We start from the raw sequence: 18,119 nt of genomic DNA, 5'->3' as shown, positions 1-18,119 counted from the left end.
TTAGTGATTAAAAGTCTGTAAGACGAGCAAGGCTGGCTTCTAAATTGGAGCCAGCAATAGAATTAGCAAGCAGAGCAAGATATGGGCTTAGAAAACCAGCGTCCAAAACCCCCTCAATAACCCAACTTACTTCAATCCCTTGGGGACGATTGCGCAAGTAGATGACATTGGGAACAGGCTTTACTGAAGCGCTTGGCGTCACTAAAAACGCGACACTGTCATCAGTCACCGTACCAACCAAAATTTCCCCTTGCTTATCCGCCTCATCGTAGACAAGTTGAAACTTCGCTCCCTCTAAATCACTCACAGGAACACTGCTTAGCTGTAAGCGACCCGATTGAATCAGCATCCAATCCGACCAGCGTTCAGCATTGAACAATCTGCTTTTTAGCTCAGTTTGGTTCCCTTCACTTACCACAACAGACCGCTCAATTCGGTAATCTGAAGGCAAGAAAAAACCCACAGCAACCATCACCAAAATGATGACGGCTGCGATGCGGGTTACATAGCGAAGAGAAACAAGTGCTTTAGTAGGCTGCACTGTTTACCTCGTTATTGCTTATCAATAATACGAAACTCAGCGGATAATGCGTGAGCTTCAAGAGACTCACCACGGGCAAGAGGTGAGGCAATTTTAGCTAGCTCGCTGGCACCTTCATGGGAACAATGAATGATAGAGCTCCGTTTTTGGAAATCATAAACCCCCAAAGGCGATGAAAAGCGTGCTGTCCCAGAAGTTGGCAAGACATGGTTTGGACCCGCACAGTAATCACCCAATGCTTCTGGTGTATAACGACCCATAAAGATCGCACCCGCATGGCGAATATCTTTTACCCACTCTTCTGGAGATTCTACAGACAATTCCAAATGCTCAGCCGCAACGATATTGGCCACCTCAATGGCTTCTTCTTTGGAAGCCACATGAATCAAAGCACCACGTCCCTCAAGAGAGGTTTTGATAATCTCTTTACGGCTCATGTCATCGATCAATCGCTCCATAGACGCTTTCACCGCTTTGATGAACTCAAGATCCGTACTGATCAAAATAGACTGGGCATCTTCATCGTGTTCTGCTTGTGAGAACAAATCCATCGCGATCCAATCCGGGTTAGACAAGCCATCACTTACGACCAAGATTTCTGATGGCCCAGCAATCATATCAATGCCCACTTGACCAAATACCATACGCTTGGCTGTTGCCACATAAATATTACCTGGACCGACAATTTTATCGACCCTAGGCACTGTGTCAGTACCATAGGCCAAGGCAGCTACAGCTTGCGCACCACCAACGGTAATCACACGATCGACCCCTGCAACGTGGGCAGCTGTCAACACAATATCATTCACAAAACCATCTGGTGTCGGCACTACCATTACGATTTCACCCACACCTGCTACCTTAGCGGGCATAACATTCATCAACACAGAAGAAGGGTAAGCTGCTTTACCGCCCGGTACATACACCCCCACTCTATCGAGCGGAGTGATTTGCTGACCCAGGATGGTGCCGTCTTCTTCTTGGTATTGCCAAGAGGTTTGTTTTTGTTTCTTGTGGTACGCCTTAACGCGAGCAGCTGCTTTTTCTAGGGCATCCACAATAGCGCTATCGACACGCTGAGCGGCAGCGGCCAACTCATCCGCTTCGATCACCAATTCCGAAGCATTGGTCACATCACGACGATCAAAAGTATTGGTTAATTCAACTAAGGCATCATCGCCTTCAGTGCGAATACGATTAACAATACTTTCCACTCGCTCCTGTACTGTTGCATCGGAAACACTTTCCCATGACAAAAGCTTACTCAGCTCCGTCTTGAATCCAGTGTCTTGTGAAGAAAACTGTCTTATGTTCAATTGCATGGACTACTCCCCCGCTTCAACCGCACCACTTAGCATGTCTAAAATGGGCTGAATATGCTGGTACTTGGTTTTGTAAGCCGCTTTATTCACCACTAATCGTGTACTAATATCAGCAATGTGATCTCGAGGCTCTAGGCCATTCGCCTTTAGGGTATTACCAGTATCAACGATATCCACTATCAAATCTGCTAAGCCCATAATGGGAGCAAGCTCCATCGCACCATAAAGCTTGATGACATCTGCCTGAATACCTTGTTCAGCAAAGTATGACTTAGCTGTTTTAGTAAACTTAGAAGCCACCTTCAAGCGTCGTTGGGGCAGTTCTTTTCCGGTAACACCCGCGGTCATTAAGCGACACTTGGCGATTTTAAGATCTAGCAACTCATATAAATTTTTGGTGGTGGCTTCCATTAACACATCTTTACCTGCCACACCAAAATCAGCCACACCATGCTCAACATAAGTAGGAACATCCGTTGCACGTAAAATCACCAACTTAATATGAGAATGGTTGGTATCGAAAATTAGCTTACGGCTTTTACTAATGTCTTCTACTGGAAAGATATTTGCCTTTTCCAGCAATGGGAGTGTTTCTTTTAAAATACGCCCCTTTGACAAGGCAATGGTTAAGGTCTCGCTCATGTTAATTTAGAACCCTTGAAATTTTAGCGCCCAAAGCGCCTAATTTTTCTTCAATACATTCATAGCCACGGTCAATGTGGTAAATGCGATCAATCTTAGTGTCACCGCTTGCCACCAGTGCCGACAACACCAAGGACGCAGAGGCACGTAAATCGGTTGCCATAACAGGGGCCCCCGTTAGAGAGTCTTTTCCTCGAACAATAGCAGTGTTGCCGCTAACTTCGATATCAGCCCCCATGCGCACCATTTCATTTACGTGCATAAAACGGTTTTCAAAAATATTTTCAATAACACTGCCTACGCCATCTGCCACAGCATTTAGCGCAACAAACTGTGCCTGCATATCCGTAGGGAATGCTGGGTATGGTGCCGTTGAGATATTCACTGCTTTAGGGCGACGACCTTGCATATCAAGCTCAATCCAATCTTCCCCTGTGGTAACAGTCGCACCCGCTTCTTCTAACTTAGCCAATACGGCTTCGAGGCTCTCAACATCCGTATCGATGACCTTGACCTTACCACCCGTAATCGCAGCCGCCACTAAGAATGTCCCCGTCTCGATACGATCAGGCATTACGGAGTAAGTCGTTCCAGACAGCCTTTCCACCCCTTCAATGGTAATGGTATCTGTACCATGACCGGTAATCTTAGCGCCCATTGCATTAAGACACTCTGCTAGATCGACCACTTCCGGCTCACGGGCAGCATTCTCAAGAATGGTTTTACCTTCCGCTAAAGTAGCGGCCATTAGCAAGTTTTCCGTGCCAGTTACCGTTACCTTATCAAAGAAAATACGCGCACCTTTCAAGCGACCGTCCACGGTTGCCACGATGTTGCCATTCTCTACTTCTATGTTGGCCCCCATCGCTTCAAGGCCGCGAAGGTGCAAATCCACTGGACGACTACCGATAGCACAGCCACCCGGTAACGAAACAATCGCCTTACCAAAATGAGCAACTAACGGCCCCAATACAAGGATGGAAGCACGCATGGTTTTAACTAGCTCGTATGGCGCTTCACAGTTATCAAGAGTGGAAACATCCAACTCAACATTCATCCGCTCGTCCACTACGACGCCACATCCCATGGAGCCCAATAGCTCAAGCATGGTGGTTATATCGTGTAGATGGGGTAGATTTTTGATGGTAATCAAGTCTTTCGTCAGCAAGGTGGCCGCCAAAATAGGCAATGCTGCGTTTTTCGCTCCTGATGCTCGTACAACGCCATTTAGAGGCGTGCCACCAGTAATAAGCAGTTTATCCATTAAATTCTCTCTATGATTTTATTAGCTGTCGAACTGTGCTGGCGTTAACGTCTTCATCGTTACCGCATGGATGGCACCAGTTGAAATGGCATCTTGGAGGTGAGAGTAAATGAGTTGCTGACGCTTGACTGTGTTTAAGCCTTCAAATGCATCAGCAACAACGGTGATTTTAAAATTACAGCCTTCGCCCTCAGCGATGACTTGGCTACCTTCGATTTTGGACTCTAATAACTCTTTAACTTCGGAGGCGTTCACAAAAACTCCCAATATAAATTAGTGACTCATAGAAGTATTGTACCTCACACGGGAGGGGTTTTGGCACCTTTTAAAACGCAAAAACAGGAGTTTCCTCCTGCTTACGAAATCTATTCAATCTCAAATATTGCCTCTAGCCCGTACAACCGCAACATGTCATAAAAATCCTCTGAGCCACCATACAAGACTATACTGTCCGTATGGCGCCTCATTTCCAAAAGCAAAGACAATATGGGAGCGTTGATCGATTTCAATTCAGACAAGTCAACCCGCACATTTCCTTCGAATCCATAGTGAGAAAGCTCAGACTTTATTTTCAATAAGTTGTCTAATGAATAAGCCCCTTCTAGCTTGAATCCTTCCTTAGATGATGAAAGACGCATATCATTCAGCCTCAGATGCCAGAGACTTTTGCCATGCAACAATGGCTTTATCTAGATCATTTCCGTTTTGCTGAACCATTAATCCAAACTGCTTACGGAAGGTGAGACCAAAGTTGATGTTATTGATAACAACATTACTTAGTAGCCAGCCACTACCTGCCTCATCAGTAGGCTCCATATAAAATGCAATATTAATAGGACTGCCACTGTTCAGCGTAAACGCTGCATCCACACGCACTTCTCGACCTGGCTTTTGCTGAGCCAACGGCAACACATCAATTTTACTTGGGTCGAAGTCGATCACGGCAGCACTATAAGTATTTAGCAAAGTACGCTCAGTAACCTTTGCAAAACGAGCAATTTGCTCATCCGAAGCACGACGGTAATATTTGCCCATTACATTTTTAGCCAAATCATCGAAATCCACCACAGGCGCTAAGATGTCTTTCATGACATTATTTAGCTGTTGTGGATTACTCTCTAACTCATCCCTATTGGCAACTACCTTAGTTTTAAAGTCTTCAACAACCGCCAAAACAGTCGTACGAGCCCCTTCTGGATTAATCGCAGCATTGGCAGAACCAAGGGAAAATAGCATCGCTCCCAAAAACCCCAGAATGATTTTACGCATTATTTATCTCCTGAGTTAAATAGAAATTGTCCAATTAGATTTTCTAACACAAGGGCAGATTGGGTGTCATAGATTTCAGCCCCTTCAGTTAGCACCTCATCTTCAGCACCAATAGAAATACCCAGATATTTCTCGCCAATTAAACCACTGGTCAAAATAGCAATGGAGCTATCCACGGGTATATTGTCTACATTTGGGTAAATATTCATAACAACTTTGCCCATATAGTATTCTTTGTCGTATTCAATACGGCGCACTTCTCCGACAGTGACACCCGCTATCGTAACCTTAGAGCGTTCCGTGAGCCCACCCACATCATCAAACCTGGCCACTACAGTGTAACCATTGCTTCGATCATTAAAGGCCAATCCACTCACCTGAATAGCCAAATAAATAAACGCCGACACGCCTAACAACATAAAAATGCCGACTAACACTCCTGCCTGCTTATCCTTCATCTTAAAAATCCCCAAACATGGCTGCAGTTAACAGAAAATCTAACCCTAAAATAGCAAGTGACCCAAGCACTACGGTACGAGTGGTTGCTTGACCAATTCCTTCTGACGTAGGGTGACAAACGTAACCTTGATAAACAGCAATCCAAACCACTGCAAATGCAAAGACAAATGACTTAATCACGCCATTAAAGATATCTCGATCAAAATACACGGACTGCTGCATCAAGGACCAAAAAGAACCATCATGCACACCCAGCCAATGAACCGACACTAACATCCCACTCCAAATACCCACTGCCGAGAAAATCACGCTCAACAGTGGCATACAGGTAATACCCGCTAAGAATCGCGGCGCAATAACTCGGCGAAGTGGATCTATCCCCATCATCTCATAACTAGAAAGCTGCTCAGTGGCCTTCATTAAACCAATCTCAGCAGTAAGCGCAGAACCAGCCCGGCCAGCAAACAGCAACCCCGTCACCACAGGCCCCAGTTCCCTTAACAAGGTAAGCGCCAAGAGTTGACCCACTGCTGACTCTGAGCCATAACGAGCTAAGATACTAAACCCTTGCAGGGCAAGCACCATCCCAATAAAAGCTCCAGAAACAACAATAATAATCAGAGACAAAAAGCCGACAGAGTAGACTTGTCGAACATAGAGGCGGCACGCCTCATCAAAGCGCACCGGCAATCTAAATAAGGATTGGGCCAGAAAAATCCCCGCCAAGCCAAAGGATTCAACAAAAGCAACAATCCTCATGGCAACGCTTTTGGCAATCATGGTTGAACCTCCGCAAGAAGTTCAGATTGATAATCACTGGCAGGATAATGAAAAGGAACTGACCCATCAGCCAAACCTTGAAGGAATTGCACTACCTGATCGTTGTCAGACTGACGAACTTGATCCGGAGGCCCCTGCATAATCACCCTTCCACCGGAAACAATACAAACATGATCTGCGATACTCAAAGACTCTTCCACATCATGAGAAACAAGCACAGAGGTAATCTTGGCCGCGTTGTTTAATCGCTTAATCAAACCGACTAAAACCCCTTTTGAAATGGGGTCCTGACCAGCAAATGGCTCATCATACATAACCAATGCAGGGTCCAAGACAATAGCTCGGGCCAATGCCGCTCTTCGTGCCATGCCTCCGGAAAGCTCTGAAGGCATCATGTCCGCAGCACCTCTTAAGCCCACGCTATGGAGTTTCATCAGCACAATATCTCGGATCATTTGCTCATCAAAATCCGTATGCTCTTGAAGCGGTAAAGCCACATTCTCGAACACCGTCATATCGCTAAAAAGGGCTCCGCTTTGAAACAGCATTCCCATTGTTTTACGAACCTCAAAAAGCTTTGAGCGTCCAGCGCTCCCAACTTCAATACCATCTACCTCGATAGTACCTTGATCAGCTTTTAACTGGCCGCCAATCAATCTCAGTAAGGTCGTTTTACCTGTTCCGCTAGGGCCCATTACCGCCGTAATTTTGCCTCTAGGTATATCGAGTGAAATCCCTTCATATATGACCCTTTCCCCACGATGAAAAGTCAAATCTCGTATTTTAATGTAGGCGTCCACGTTGTACTCCCTGCCCTATGATAGTTCGGGATACTAGCATTGGACCTTCGGAAAAGGAATGCCAACACTTTCAGCGCGGGAAATACAAGTCTTGAAATACTCTTTCAAACTTCATTAAATGTCCGCATTAATACATATCAAACACATTCATTGCCTATTTGAGTACCTTATACATGTTATTGTTTTCCATCGCTCTCGTTGTTGGCTTAGTACTGCTAGTCATGAGCTCAGACAAATTTATTGAGCATGCTGCACTGGTCGCCGAAAAACTCAACGTAAGCCCCATAATTATTGGCGTAACACTCGTAGCTCTAGGCACTTCCGCTCCTGAAATGGTGGTTTCCGCTATAGCGGCTATCGATAATGCACCAGGCATTGCCATTGGTAATGTTATCGGCTCTAACGTTGCCAACATCGGATTAGTTTTTGGGGCAACTTTATTACTTGCAGCAATACCTATTAATAGCAGCCTGACAAAAAAGGAAATTCCGCTGTTTTTAGGAATTACAGTTCTTGCTGGGGTATTGATGTATGATGGCGCACTAGACATTTTGGACGGAACCTTGCTTGTCGCTGGTTTTGCTATCACCTTATTTTTCTTGTTGAAAGGCTCTAAAGACATAGAAGATGAGTTGACTGGCGATCTACCGGAAGACGACGGCAGTCCTGTCATCAAATCCCTTGCTATCGCCCTAGTTGGCTTAATCGTACTGATCGCCAGCTCAAAACTTCTGGTATGGGGAGCAATTGGGATTGCGACATCTCTTGGAGTATCAGATTTAATCATTGGCTTAACCATTGTAGCGATTGGTACTAGCCTGCCTGAACTCGCTGCATCAATAACCAGCGTAAAAAAAGGCCATCACGATATCGCCATCGGCAACATATTAGGCTCCAATATTTTTAACCTAGCTACCGTTTTACCATTACCTGCCTTATTAGCGCCTGGAGCACTTGAAAACAGCATCATGAGTCGGGATTATTGGTGGATGTTCGGACTGTCTGTCATTTTTGCATTATCGGTGTTCGTGTTTAACAAACATCACGGCCGCAGTATCCCCAAGTGGATGGCATTCCCTTTACTGGGCGCATACGGCACCTACATGTATTCATTAGTTTAATCTGGAAGTAAATGTGGCCATCAAATACATACTAGAACGCAAACGCTTAATAGGTGTTGCCTGCATACTCATTGTATTCGTTTTGATTTTCATACTCGGCAATAAACCTTCTTTATATCTAATTGAGGAGCAAAAGCTAGTCAGCTCTCCCGATTACTTTTTAGAAAACGTGACCACCAAAACGTATGCCGTAAATGGCAACCTAGTTGAAGAAGTTGCAGCGAATACAGCTAATCACTACAACGCTTCTAAAGAAACCTTGCTGATTCGACCAGTGATCACACGCACCGAGCCAGGGGCAACCACTATTGCACAAGCTGAGAATGGTGCCATTAATGACTCTTCGAAAAATTTCACGCTCAATGGAGATGCTTCTGTTGTTCGTACCAGTTCTGACAATAAAAATGTTAAAATTGAAGCACAAACGATTACTTATGATGATTCAAGCCAGCTGATCACAGGTAAAGCACAAGCAAAACTCAGTAGCGCTCAGATAAATACATCTTCTGACATCATCATTCACAACCTAAAAGAAGAAACAACGTCCCTCGATGGCGGTGTAGTAGGTACTTATGAACCAGAAAAAAATTAAGCTAATTTCAACCCTTGCCATAATACTTTCAGTGCCTGCCTATGCACTACCTGATGATCAATCTCAACCGATCAGCGTAGAGGCAGACAAGGCCACCTTTGATCAAAAAAGTGGCGTTGCAACCTATAAGGGTAATGTTATCGCAACCCAAGGCAGCATTCGGATCGTGGCTGAAAGCTTAATCATAAATACCAACACTGCCACGAGTGCTTTTCAGTCTCTCCATGCAACAGGAACTCCATCGGAATTCTCACAAGTACTTGATGAAGCTGGCACACTGCTTAAAGCAACAGGAAACACTCTTGATTACGACACCTCAGCGGGTGAGCTAGAAATTCATAAAAACGGCTTCCTAAAACGTGGTGACAACGAAATCGCGGCGGATTACATACATTACTACATGGAGACCGATGTTTTTAACGCCGAGAATCGTGGTTCAGGCCGCGTAAACATGACCCTACAGCCAGCCACCGAGCAGTAGCATCAAGGATAAACAGCATGGCTATTTTAGAAGCGAAGCACCTCGCAAAAAGCTACAAGAAAAGACAAGTAGTAAAAGACGTTTCTCTTGACGTGAGCACGGGGCAAGCCGTGGGCCTACTGGGGCCAAATGGTGCAGGAAAGACCACTTGTTTTTACATGATTGTCGGCATGGTCACCAACGACCAAGGGGGCATATATATTGATGGGGAAGACATCACCCAAGATGCCATGCATACTCGCGCTCAAAAAGGGGTCGGCTATTTGCCTCAAGAGGCTTCAATATTTCGAAAGATGAGCGTAGAAGATAATATCTCTGCTATCTTAGAGACGCGCAAGGAGCTATCGAAAGCTGAGCGTAAAGAAAAGCTAGAAAGCTTACTAGAAGAGTTTCATGTCACGCACATCCGTAAAAATTTAGGTATGGCGTTATCAGGTGGCGAACGACGCCGAGTTGAGATCGCTCGAGCATTGGCCATGAACCCTAAGTTTATCCTGCTTGACGAACCCTTTGCTGGCGTCGACCCTATTTCAGTAGGTGACATCAAGCAAATCATCCGCCACTTGCAAAATAGCGGTATCGGCGTACTTATTACAGACCACAATGTGCGAGAGACCCTAGATATCTGTGACAAAGCATACATTGTAGGCAATGGGCATATTATTGCCTCTGGCTCCGCTGAGACCATAATAAACAATGAGCAAGTCAAGAAAATTTATCTGGGCGACGACTTCCGCCTGTAAGCCCCTTATTTTTCCCATCAAAAGGGAGTAGTATGCATAACTCATTCCAAAATTCTAATTTTAAAAGAGTTGCGCTATGAAGCAGTCTTTGCAACTTAAAATCGGTCAGCAGTTAACAATGACACCTCAGCTACAGCAAGCAATCAAATTGCTGCAGCTGTCAACGCTCGACCTACAACAAGAAATACATGACTTCTTGGAGTCCAATCCTTTACTAGAGTTAGACGAGGAAGAAAACTTCAACCATGACGCTGAGGCAAAAGTTGCCGAAGCGGCTTCGACAGTAGAGAACATTGACTCCAACCAAGAGTCTTCAGAGGACTCCCGTGTCGAGTCAGAATGGACGGAAAGCATCCCAAATGAACTTTCCATTGATAGTAACTGGGATGACACCTACCAGAACTCAGCAGCGGCGTCTGACAGCCCAGCCTTCGAGGGCGAACAAGATCTAGACAGTCGAAATGCACTATCAGAAGACATTCAAGACCACCTAATCTGGCAACTCAATCTGACTCACATGTCCGATAAGGATATTGAGATCGCTTACGCCATCATAGACAGCGTACAGCCAGACGGCTACCTTTCAGCGACCCTTGAAGAAATTTTCACAGGACTAACAAAGGAACTGGAAGATTTAGAATTCGATGAAGTAGAAGCCGTTCAACACCGGTTGCAACGCTTTGACCCCGTGGGCGTGTGTTCTCAAGATTTACGGGAATGTCTATTAGTACAATTGGAAGCTTACAAAGATCATCCTCTCTATCGCAGCACCCATCTAGTTGTGGATCAACACCTTGGACTGTTAGGCAACAGAGACTACACTCAACTAACACGCAAAACCAAGCTCAAAGAAGACGCCTTAAAAGAAGTCATCGGTTTAATCCAACAGCTTAACCCACGCCCTGGATCCCTCGTTGATACCAGTGATACTGACTACGTAATCCCGGACGTAAGTGTTAAAAAGCATAAGGGTGTATGGCAGGTTGAACTTAACAATGATGCCCTACCGCCCGTAAAAATTAATGAAACTTACTCTGCAATGCTAGCCACATCGAAGTCCAATGATGATGTGTCTTATATCCGTAACTCTTTACAAGAAGCCAAGTGGTTTTTAAAAAGCCTGCAAAGCCGTAACGAGACCTTACTGAAAGTTGCCAGCTGCATCGTCTCTCGCCAAGTGGAATTCTTCGAAATTGGTGAGGAAGCCATGAAACCTATGGTGTTGCATGATGTCGCAGAAGAAGTAGGAATGCACGAGTCAACCATATCTCGAGTGACGACACAAAAGTACATGCATACACCCCGAGGCATATTTGAGCTGAAATACTTTTTCTCAAGCCATGTGAACACAGCATCCGGTGGCGAGTGCTCGTCAACAGCCATACGGGCCATGATTAAGAAGCTGGTTGCAGATGAACCAGCCAAAAAACCGCTTAGCGACAACAAACTCGCAACTATTTTAGCTGACCAAGGTATCCAAGTTGCCCGAAGAACTGTTGCGAAATACCGCGAAGCGATGAATATTCCACCATCTAACGAACGTAAACGTCTCATTTAAAGGTTTTTAACATGTCCGTCAAAAACTTAGTGAAGCCAGAATTAGTCTTTGCGAAAGAAAGCACCACAAGCAAAAAGCGCCTTCTTGAGCAAATATCAGAAGCCATCAGCTCACGCTTACACTGTAATGCTGAAGAAGTGTACGATGCATTACTCGGCCGAGAGAAACTTGGAAGCACAGGCATCGGAAATGGCATCGCCATCCCCCATTGCCGCCTAGAACAAGCCAGCCATGCCACCATAGTATTAATGTCTTTGGATACCCCCATTGACTTTGATTCCATTGATCGCAAGCCCGTTGACTTAATCTTTGCTTTAATTGTGCCGCCACACCAATGTGATGACCATCTAGCGACCTTGGCACAGATTGCTGAGTTGGCTCAATCAAGCGAGAAACTGGACACTCTCCGCGCTCAAACTAATAATGGTGACCTGCAGAACGCATTCGAACCATTAACGTAAGGACACAGCATGCTAGAGCAATCTATAGAGATAATTAATAAGCTTGGTCTGCATGCTCGAGCAGCAGGCAAACTAGTTGAGACCACTTCGCAATTTTCGTCTGACGTAACCATTGAGAAAGAAGGCCGAAACGTGGATGGCAAAAGCATTATGGCAATGATGATGCTAGCTGCAGCAAAAGGCACCACCATCAAGGTAAAAGTTAATGGTTCAGACGAAGAAGCTGCCATGGCAGCCATCATAGAGCTTATTAATAACCGCTTTGATGAAGGCGAATAACAGCAACTATGAGCAGTGAGCAAACCACCCTTGAACATTTGCAGGCCGTATCTGACTCTTTAGAGACAGGCGCCACCATGCAAATACGCTACCTTCTGAATGGCGCATTACCCGCTCAGGATGTTGCTCGCTTATTAGAATCCAGCCCCCCCAAAGAACGTAAACTTCTTTGGGAGCTTATTGACCACAAAAACCAAGGTGAAGTCCTCCAGTATGTAACCGAAGAAATCAGTATCCAGTTTATGAAATCCATGGATACAGAACGACTTCTAGCGGTTTCTGAACACTTTGATAACGACGATTTAGCCGACATACTTCAACAACTACCAGAAACATTGGTAAAAGAAGTACTGGCTTCCATGACGGCACAAAATCGTGCACGCATGGAAGCACTCCTCAGCTATTCAGAGGACTCAGCCGGCGGCCTGATGAACACGGACACCATCACCATACGTCCGAACATCACCGTCGACATAGCATTTCGATTTTTACGCCGTCATAACGAGTTACCAGAAATGACCGACAGCCTCTTGGTGGTCAGTCGTTCTGATCGCTTTTTAGGCATTTTACCCCTAACGAAACTACTGGTTGCTGATCCTGAAGCCAAGGTCCGTGACATCATGGAAACAGATTGTGACGTTATCTATGCCGACCAATCCGCTGCCGAAGTCGCTCAACTGTTTGAAAAAATGGACCTAGTGTCGGCCCCCGTCCTTGACCCGGATTCCAAGAAACTACTTGGCCGTATCACCATCGATGACGTGGTAGATGTCATTCGTGATGAAGCAGAGCACTCTATGCTTTCTATGGCAGGTCTTGATGATGACGAGGATACCTTTGCCCCCATCATGCAGACCACAAAACGTCGCGCGGTATGGCTTGGGATTAACCTAGTAACGGCCTTCACCGCATCTTATGTGATCGGCTTATTTCAAGACACCCTAGACAAGGTCGTCGCCCTGGCCATATTAATGCCAATCGTAGCCAGCATGGGAGGCATTGCTGGCTCCCAGGTACTCACCCTAGTAATTCGAGGTATTGCCCTAAACCAAATTGGTGGCAGCAATGCTAGATGGCTTTTAAACCGAGAGATTATTGTTGGCTTGATCAATGGCTTGCTGTGGGCTGCAGTGATTGCTGCACTCACTGTCGTCTGGTTTGGTGACTGGCAAATTGCTTATGTCATTGCAGGCGCTATAATAATTAACTTATTATTCGCAGCCTTAACTGGTACCCTGCTCCCCATTGCCCTCAAAAAACTTGGCATCGACCCTGCGTTGGCAGGGAGCGTCATACTCACAACCGTTACGGATGTGGTTGGCTTTTTAGCATTCCTTGGCCTAGCCACTCTATATTTAATTTAGATGAATACATAATGACTGATTTTGAACACTACGACGAAAACGAAGAAGAAATAAAAAGCAAAACCCAAGTTAAGCGGGAAATGGAAGCGTTACAGGATTTGGGCGCAAAGCTGGTAAAACTTACCCCAGCACAGCGTAAGAAAGTTCCCATGTCTGATACATTAAGAGATGCTTTAGCAGAAGCGGATCGCATCAAACAATGGGGCGCTCAGCGTCGCCACCTTCAATACATCGGAAAAGTGATGCGGACTGAAGATGCAGAAGCCATTGAACACCGCGTACAACTGTTTGACAGCGCTTCGGCCGCCAGCAACAAACGTTTTCACCAACTGGAAGCAACACGAGATATGCTGATCGGTGAGAACAGCAAATCTGCCCTGGATCAATATATCGAACAGAACCCATCGGTTGATATCCAACACCTACGATCCCTTGTTCGCATGGCGCAAAAGGAAGTCAGCCAAGATAAAGGCACGACCAACCGAAAGAAGCTGTTTAAATACTTGCGGGAACAACAAGACATTCAACTAGGCCTAGCCTAGCCCCTAATTTAATGGCGTTACTTATGAGTCCAGTTTCCCATGTAACGCCTCACTCTCTTAATTTAAACCTAACCCTTATCTTCGTGGATTGTACTTCACAGGGATGACTTCAGGGTTTGCAAACGGCCCCTTAATTTCATACTGAATACTGGTCACTTGAGATATCTTATCGCCGATCAACTTATCGGTAATATATAGCAACCCTGCAATTTGCGGTGTGGCCAGCAGCAACCCCGCCACAGGCAAAGTACTGCTGATTGGAATTGTTGCCGTTAAACGCTCGTCTAAAGTCTCATCAACCAAGTTAGCACTGCCAGTCAGCCTCACCTCAGCCGTCGGCGAAATCACCCTTACAGGCTCATCGGTGTTCAACATGCCGTCTTGAATCACCAAACTACTGGAGAAGTCATCGAATGGCATCCCCTCTTCATAAAGGTCTGAAAAATCAAATGTTAGGCGTTTCAATAAAGAATCCACATTGAAAATACCTAATACCCGAACAAAAGCAGGTAACTGATCCACTTGATTGAAGGTACCGTCCTCTACAAGAAACTTGATGCGACCATTCAAACTCTCACGGTCAAACTCCAGTATGCTACCAGACCAACTCAAGACCACATCTAAGTCATAGGAATTGGATTGAATAAAGGGCGTTGGAGAAAATTTACGTGTCAGCTCTCGAGTATCAGACCCCGAAGCATCGATCACCATCTCCACGTTAGGCTTCTCACCCCCCTGCCAAAACACATTGCCTTTAAACTCACCGTCATTTAGGCCAGTTGAGATATTATCTATGCGAACATTCTCACCAAGATTCACCACATTGGCTCGCCAGTCACCATAGGGCCGATTATCAATCACCAGCTGATCTAGACGCAGATTAATGGTAGGAATCATTGACGGCGTTAAGAATGAGGCTTCCGTTTCTTCGGGTTGATCCTTCTTCTCCCCAGTGCGCCAATTCGCGTAGGCAATATGCAGGGATGGCGTGGTTGCTGCGTCACGCAAAACCAAATTTAACTCATCTGATGTGAGCGTCAGGGGAGAACCTTCTTGATATCTTGAGTAGACAAGTTTGACATTATTCAGCTGGTTAGCTTCATTGATCGGCACCTCATCCATGAGTAAATCAAGGCTTCGGATCCACTCCGGCACCTCTAAGCTAATAGGCGTATTTTGGCTCTGTTCTTGAGCAGATACTTGAGTTTTCCCTTGAACGATCTCCTCAATCAAAGGCGTCCATTCCTGCCACTCAAAGCGCTCAACCTGACCATTAAATGCAACCCCCGGCTGCATTGTGGACTCTTCTGGTAGTGGCTTGAAAAGAGAGAAATGACCACTTTTGATATCTCCTGATTCGAGCAGCAACTTTCCATACAGCAGTTGCTCAGCATCGAAATCCAAAAGAATTTCTCCTTTATAGATTTTCAGATCTAACTCAAACGGCAAGGCCATCTGCGCCGTTTTGCTAAAGGGCTTAGGCAAATCGGCTGACACGCCCTTCAGATCCGTGAGCACCTTAACATCCACTTGACCCGACTGGGATCTGTTAATATGAAACTCAGCTTCGTAATCGGTTTTGCCAGTTAAGCGACGGGCAATCGGCTCCGGCAGGGACCGCCAACCCGCCAATTCGGCAGATGCAACCTGCCCATTAACCTGGCCATTAACTACAAATCGACCATCATCAGGCTGCTCAGAAGTGAGCACAATCTCGCTGCTCCCACCTAAAGTGTTGACTCGAAACTCTGAGTCTTTTAAGCCTGTTCTACTATTAAAATGCAGCAATCCAGACTCCAAGGAGCCCGCCAAATTAATATCAGGGATATAGAGATTTCCCGGAGAAAAATTCAATAACAAATCTACGACAGGATTACCTAGTTCGGCGCTCAAAGGTAAATAAACCCTGAACGCCCCATCCACTTCTCCCTCTAACTCCCATTCAGCAAAAGGACTCAGAACCTGTTCTTTTAAAGGGGTTTGGGACAGGGAATTAAGCACAAGATTGGCCTCATTCTGAAGGCTTCCCGCTATATTAAGCCAAGAGGCACCATTACTTGTGAGCGGCACATTGATTGACAGGTCAGAAATTGGCAAATCAGCCAAGGAAGCTTTATCAACCTGAACATCCACCTCAGATTGACCCAAATAAACATTTGCAGATACCTTCTTGGCAGCAGGCCAATCAGGAGAGAATTGCAGCTCATCAACTTGCGCATCAACATTCAAGCGCACCAGAGGCTTCTGACCCGGCGACAGACCAGCCCTCACCAAAACATCGACATTATGGGCTTTACCGCCATTCAAACTTGTATCAAGCCAGTCCACCAAGCTTTCGGACAAAGCATTTGGAGGTACGAAGGTAAATTTATCCGAAACATCTAAATTACGACCATTAACATCTAAAGCAAGCCAACCATCACCTTCTTCGGGCTGCTCCAGTCGGAACTCGCCACGAAGATCGGCCCCTTTGTAATCGACCTGCAAGCCCTCTCCACTGACAACAAACGTATCTTGCACCTTGCGCCATGCTACTTCCCCAGAAGCTTTATCAATAGACCAAGGCGAATCATAAAGAGTCGGAAATGCCAGCTGTGAATCAACAGCCAAGAACTCAACACCGCCACCAGAATCCGTTAACGAGAAGACCCCCGACACATTATCAACTGCTGGGATACCGTTATAACCCTCTACTTTCGCATCATAAAGATTTGTCCCAACTTGGTAACGCATCGCTTCATTGGCGCTCCAAACTCTCACCATTCCGTTTTGAGCAGAGCCTTGGGCATTTAGCCCATTAAGCAATCTAGACAGATACCATTCCTCAGGAACAAACTGGAGCGCCAACTGACTGACTGTTTGAGCATCCAAATAGTCATAGGCAACAAAACCCCGTTTTGCCTCAAGGTCCCACTCACCTTTAAGTTGAGTAGACTTAAATGCCTTATTGTTATCCAACCACTCTAACCGAGATACAGTGATAGCACTGGTATTACCGTTAGTCTTCAGGCGCCAGTCCGCCCCCAAATCTACTCGGCTTTGATCTGTAAAGGAGAGCCCAAATTGGCTCCCTTGACTCTGTACTTCAAAACCAGAACCTGGACGATAAGTCGCCCAAAACTCACCAGACAAATCCAAATAATTTGTATTCTTCAGGAAGCTCAGTTGAAGCCACTCAGTAGGCATAGACAACTCAGGCACCTGAATATAAATATTGGCATATTTCTTTAGGAAGCTGGTGATGTCCGACTCCACTTCCACCCGAACTTTTATAGGTGCGTGTTGATCATTGACATAAACATCTGAACTAAGAAGGGTTTTGGAGCGCTGCTTCACCAAATAGCTATCCGGCAAGGTAATACGCAAAGCATCAAAACGGGAGCTCGCAAGACTCAACTGAACATCATGTACCGATATTTGCTGTTGCTCAGTGACGTAGTTTAAAACTCGAGAAACCGCCACATCCGTATTATTGGACGATTGAGATGACACCTCTAATCCAGCTAAAGAAACCTTGCCGTTGCCATCCTCGTATAGGGCAACATCGACCCCTGACACAACGAAATTCTTAAACTGAGGAGATAAGGTTAGAAGAGTTCTTGGAAGATCCAGCTCAAACTCAAGATCTTCCACAGACAATGCAGCCTTTTGCTGTGGCGTATCTACGTCAATTTTGGCTGCAGCAAGCATGATATTAATACCATTGAGCTTGGCGGAGATGTTTTCAACATGAACCGGCATACCGGATAACTGACTCAGATTTCGTTCAATCTGAGGGCGGTAATTATCGACCATGGGCAATAGGAATTTGGACGCAACCACTATGGTTGCCAACAAGACAGCAACCATCACAAGCACCCAATAAGCGAGCCCTAAGGCTCGTTTAATAACCCACATAACC

At 45.6% G+C, this 18,119-nt stretch carries 20 protein-coding genes; 9 read left to right on the top strand and 11 right to left on the bottom strand.

What is annotated here, in order from left to right; genetic code table 11:
* Nucleotides 1–7 precede the first annotated feature (7 nt).
* From ACFQ45_RS11190 to ACFQ45_RS11145, 10 genes are all read right to left on the bottom strand, one after another.
* Nucleotides 8–541: an SRPBCC family protein gene (locus ACFQ45_RS11190; RefSeq protein ID WP_377367687.1), complete on the bottom strand. Its 534-nt coding sequence runs from the start codon at nt 539–541 to the stop codon at nt 8–10.
* An 11-nt stretch (nt 542–552) separates the two neighbouring features.
* Nucleotides 553–1,863 carry a histidinol dehydrogenase gene (gene hisD, locus ACFQ45_RS11185; protein ID WP_377367685.1) on the bottom strand — a complete coding sequence of 437 codons (1,311 nt, stop codon included), beginning with the start codon at nt 1,861–1,863 and terminating at the stop codon, nt 553–555.
* A 3-nt stretch (nt 1,864–1,866) separates the two neighbouring features.
* Entirely contained in the window at nt 1,867–2,505 is a 639-nt protein-coding gene (gene hisG, locus ACFQ45_RS11180; protein ID WP_377367683.1) for an ATP phosphoribosyltransferase, read from the bottom strand.
* A 1-nt stretch (nt 2,506) separates the two neighbouring features.
* Nucleotides 2,507–3,769, bottom strand: a complete 1,263-nt coding sequence (murA, locus tag ACFQ45_RS11175) for a UDP-N-acetylglucosamine 1-carboxyvinyltransferase (protein ID WP_377367681.1) — start codon at nt 3,767–3,769, stop codon at nt 2,507–2,509.
* 21 nt (nt 3,770–3,790) lie between these two features.
* On the bottom strand, nt 3,791–4,024 hold the full coding sequence (locus ACFQ45_RS11170; RefSeq protein ID WP_377367679.1) for a BolA family protein: 234 nt from the start codon (nt 4,022–4,024) through the stop codon (nt 3,791–3,793).
* Between the two features lie 110 nt (nt 4,025–4,134).
* Nucleotides 4,135–4,407 carry an STAS domain-containing protein gene (locus tag ACFQ45_RS11165; RefSeq protein WP_377367678.1) on the bottom strand — a complete coding sequence of 91 codons (273 nt, stop codon included), beginning with the start codon at nt 4,405–4,407 and terminating at the stop codon, nt 4,135–4,137.
* A 1-nt stretch (nt 4,408) separates the two neighbouring features.
* Nucleotides 4,409–5,038: an MlaC/ttg2D family ABC transporter substrate-binding protein gene (locus tag ACFQ45_RS11160; RefSeq protein ID WP_377367676.1), complete on the bottom strand. Its 630-nt coding sequence runs from the start codon at nt 5,036–5,038 to the stop codon at nt 4,409–4,411.
* Nucleotides 5,038–5,496 (bottom strand): outer membrane lipid asymmetry maintenance protein MlaD, encoded by a 459-nt coding sequence (mlaD, locus tag ACFQ45_RS11155; RefSeq protein WP_377367674.1) that lies wholly within the window; start codon nt 5,494–5,496, stop codon nt 5,038–5,040. Before mlaD ends, ACFQ45_RS11160 begins: the two co-directional genes overlap by 1 nt.
* Before the next feature lies 1 nt (nt 5,497).
* Nucleotides 5,498–6,277: a lipid asymmetry maintenance ABC transporter permease subunit MlaE gene (gene mlaE / locus ACFQ45_RS11150; protein WP_377367672.1), complete on the bottom strand. Its 780-nt coding sequence runs from the start codon at nt 6,275–6,277 to the stop codon at nt 5,498–5,500.
* Nucleotides 6,274–7,077 carry an ATP-binding cassette domain-containing protein gene (locus ACFQ45_RS11145; RefSeq protein ID WP_377367670.1) on the bottom strand — a complete coding sequence of 268 codons (804 nt, stop codon included), beginning with the start codon at nt 7,075–7,077 and terminating at the stop codon, nt 6,274–6,276. Before ACFQ45_RS11145 ends, mlaE begins: the two co-directional genes overlap by 4 nt.
* A gap of 173 nt (nt 7,078–7,250) precedes the next feature.
* On the opposite strand from ACFQ45_RS11145, the gene ACFQ45_RS11140 reads away from it, so the two are divergent.
* From ACFQ45_RS11140 to yjgA, 9 genes are all read left to right on the top strand, one after another.
* Complete coding sequence (locus ACFQ45_RS11140; RefSeq protein ID WP_377367668.1) at nt 7,251–8,198, top strand: calcium/sodium antiporter; 948 nt, start codon at nt 7,251–7,253, stop codon at nt 8,196–8,198.
* Between the two features lie 13 nt (nt 8,199–8,211).
* Entirely contained in the window at nt 8,212–8,790 is a 579-nt protein-coding gene (gene lptC, locus ACFQ45_RS11135) for an LPS export ABC transporter periplasmic protein LptC (RefSeq protein WP_377367666.1), read from the top strand.
* The gene (gene lptA, locus ACFQ45_RS11130) at nt 8,771–9,271 is read left to right on the top strand and encodes a lipopolysaccharide transport periplasmic protein LptA (RefSeq protein WP_377367664.1); all 501 of its coding nucleotides are present in this window, start codon (nt 8,771–8,773) and stop codon (nt 9,269–9,271) included. Before lptC ends, lptA begins: the two co-directional genes overlap by 20 nt.
* Before the next feature lie 23 nt (nt 9,272–9,294).
* On the top strand, nt 9,295–10,014 hold the full coding sequence (lptB, locus tag ACFQ45_RS11125) for an LPS export ABC transporter ATP-binding protein (RefSeq protein WP_377367977.1): 720 nt from the start codon (nt 9,295–9,297) through the stop codon (nt 10,012–10,014).
* A 76-nt stretch (nt 10,015–10,090) separates the two neighbouring features.
* Nucleotides 10,091–11,572: an RNA polymerase factor sigma-54 gene (locus ACFQ45_RS11120; RefSeq protein WP_377367662.1), complete on the top strand. Its 1,482-nt coding sequence runs from the start codon at nt 10,091–10,093 to the stop codon at nt 11,570–11,572.
* Between the two features lie 11 nt (nt 11,573–11,583).
* On the top strand, nt 11,584–12,033 hold the full coding sequence (locus ACFQ45_RS11115) for a PTS sugar transporter subunit IIA (protein WP_377367660.1): 450 nt from the start codon (nt 11,584–11,586) through the stop codon (nt 12,031–12,033).
* Between the two features lie 9 nt (nt 12,034–12,042).
* A complete protein-coding gene (locus ACFQ45_RS11110; RefSeq protein WP_377367658.1) occupies nt 12,043–12,312 on the top strand; it encodes an HPr family phosphocarrier protein in 270 nt (89 codons plus the stop codon).
* 8 nt (nt 12,313–12,320) lie between these two features.
* On the top strand, nt 12,321–13,676 hold the full coding sequence (mgtE, locus tag ACFQ45_RS11105) for a magnesium transporter (protein WP_377367656.1): 1,356 nt from the start codon (nt 12,321–12,323) through the stop codon (nt 13,674–13,676).
* Nucleotides 13,677–13,687: 11 nt separating this feature from the next.
* Complete coding sequence (gene yjgA / locus ACFQ45_RS11100) at nt 13,688–14,218, top strand: ribosome biogenesis factor YjgA (RefSeq protein ID WP_377367654.1); 531 nt, start codon at nt 13,688–13,690, stop codon at nt 14,216–14,218.
* Nucleotides 14,219–14,293: 75 nt separating this feature from the next.
* Here the strand turns inward: yjgA and ACFQ45_RS11095 are convergent, their stop codons facing one another.
* The gene (locus ACFQ45_RS11095; protein WP_377367652.1) at nt 14,294–18,115 is read right to left on the bottom strand and encodes a YhdP family protein; all 3,822 of its coding nucleotides are present in this window, start codon (nt 18,113–18,115) and stop codon (nt 14,294–14,296) included.
* Between the last annotated feature and the right edge of the window lie 4 nt (nt 18,116–18,119).

Origin of the sequence: Rhodanobacter aciditrophus, from assembly GCF_042679525.1 — a bacterium.
In the GTDB taxonomy this organism is placed as follows: Bacteria; Pseudomonadota; Gammaproteobacteria; order Pseudomonadales; family Marinomonadaceae; genus Marinomonas; species Marinomonas aciditrophus.
Note: the sequence above shows the minus strand (reverse complement) of the source record. Positions and strands in the feature narration are given on the sequence as shown.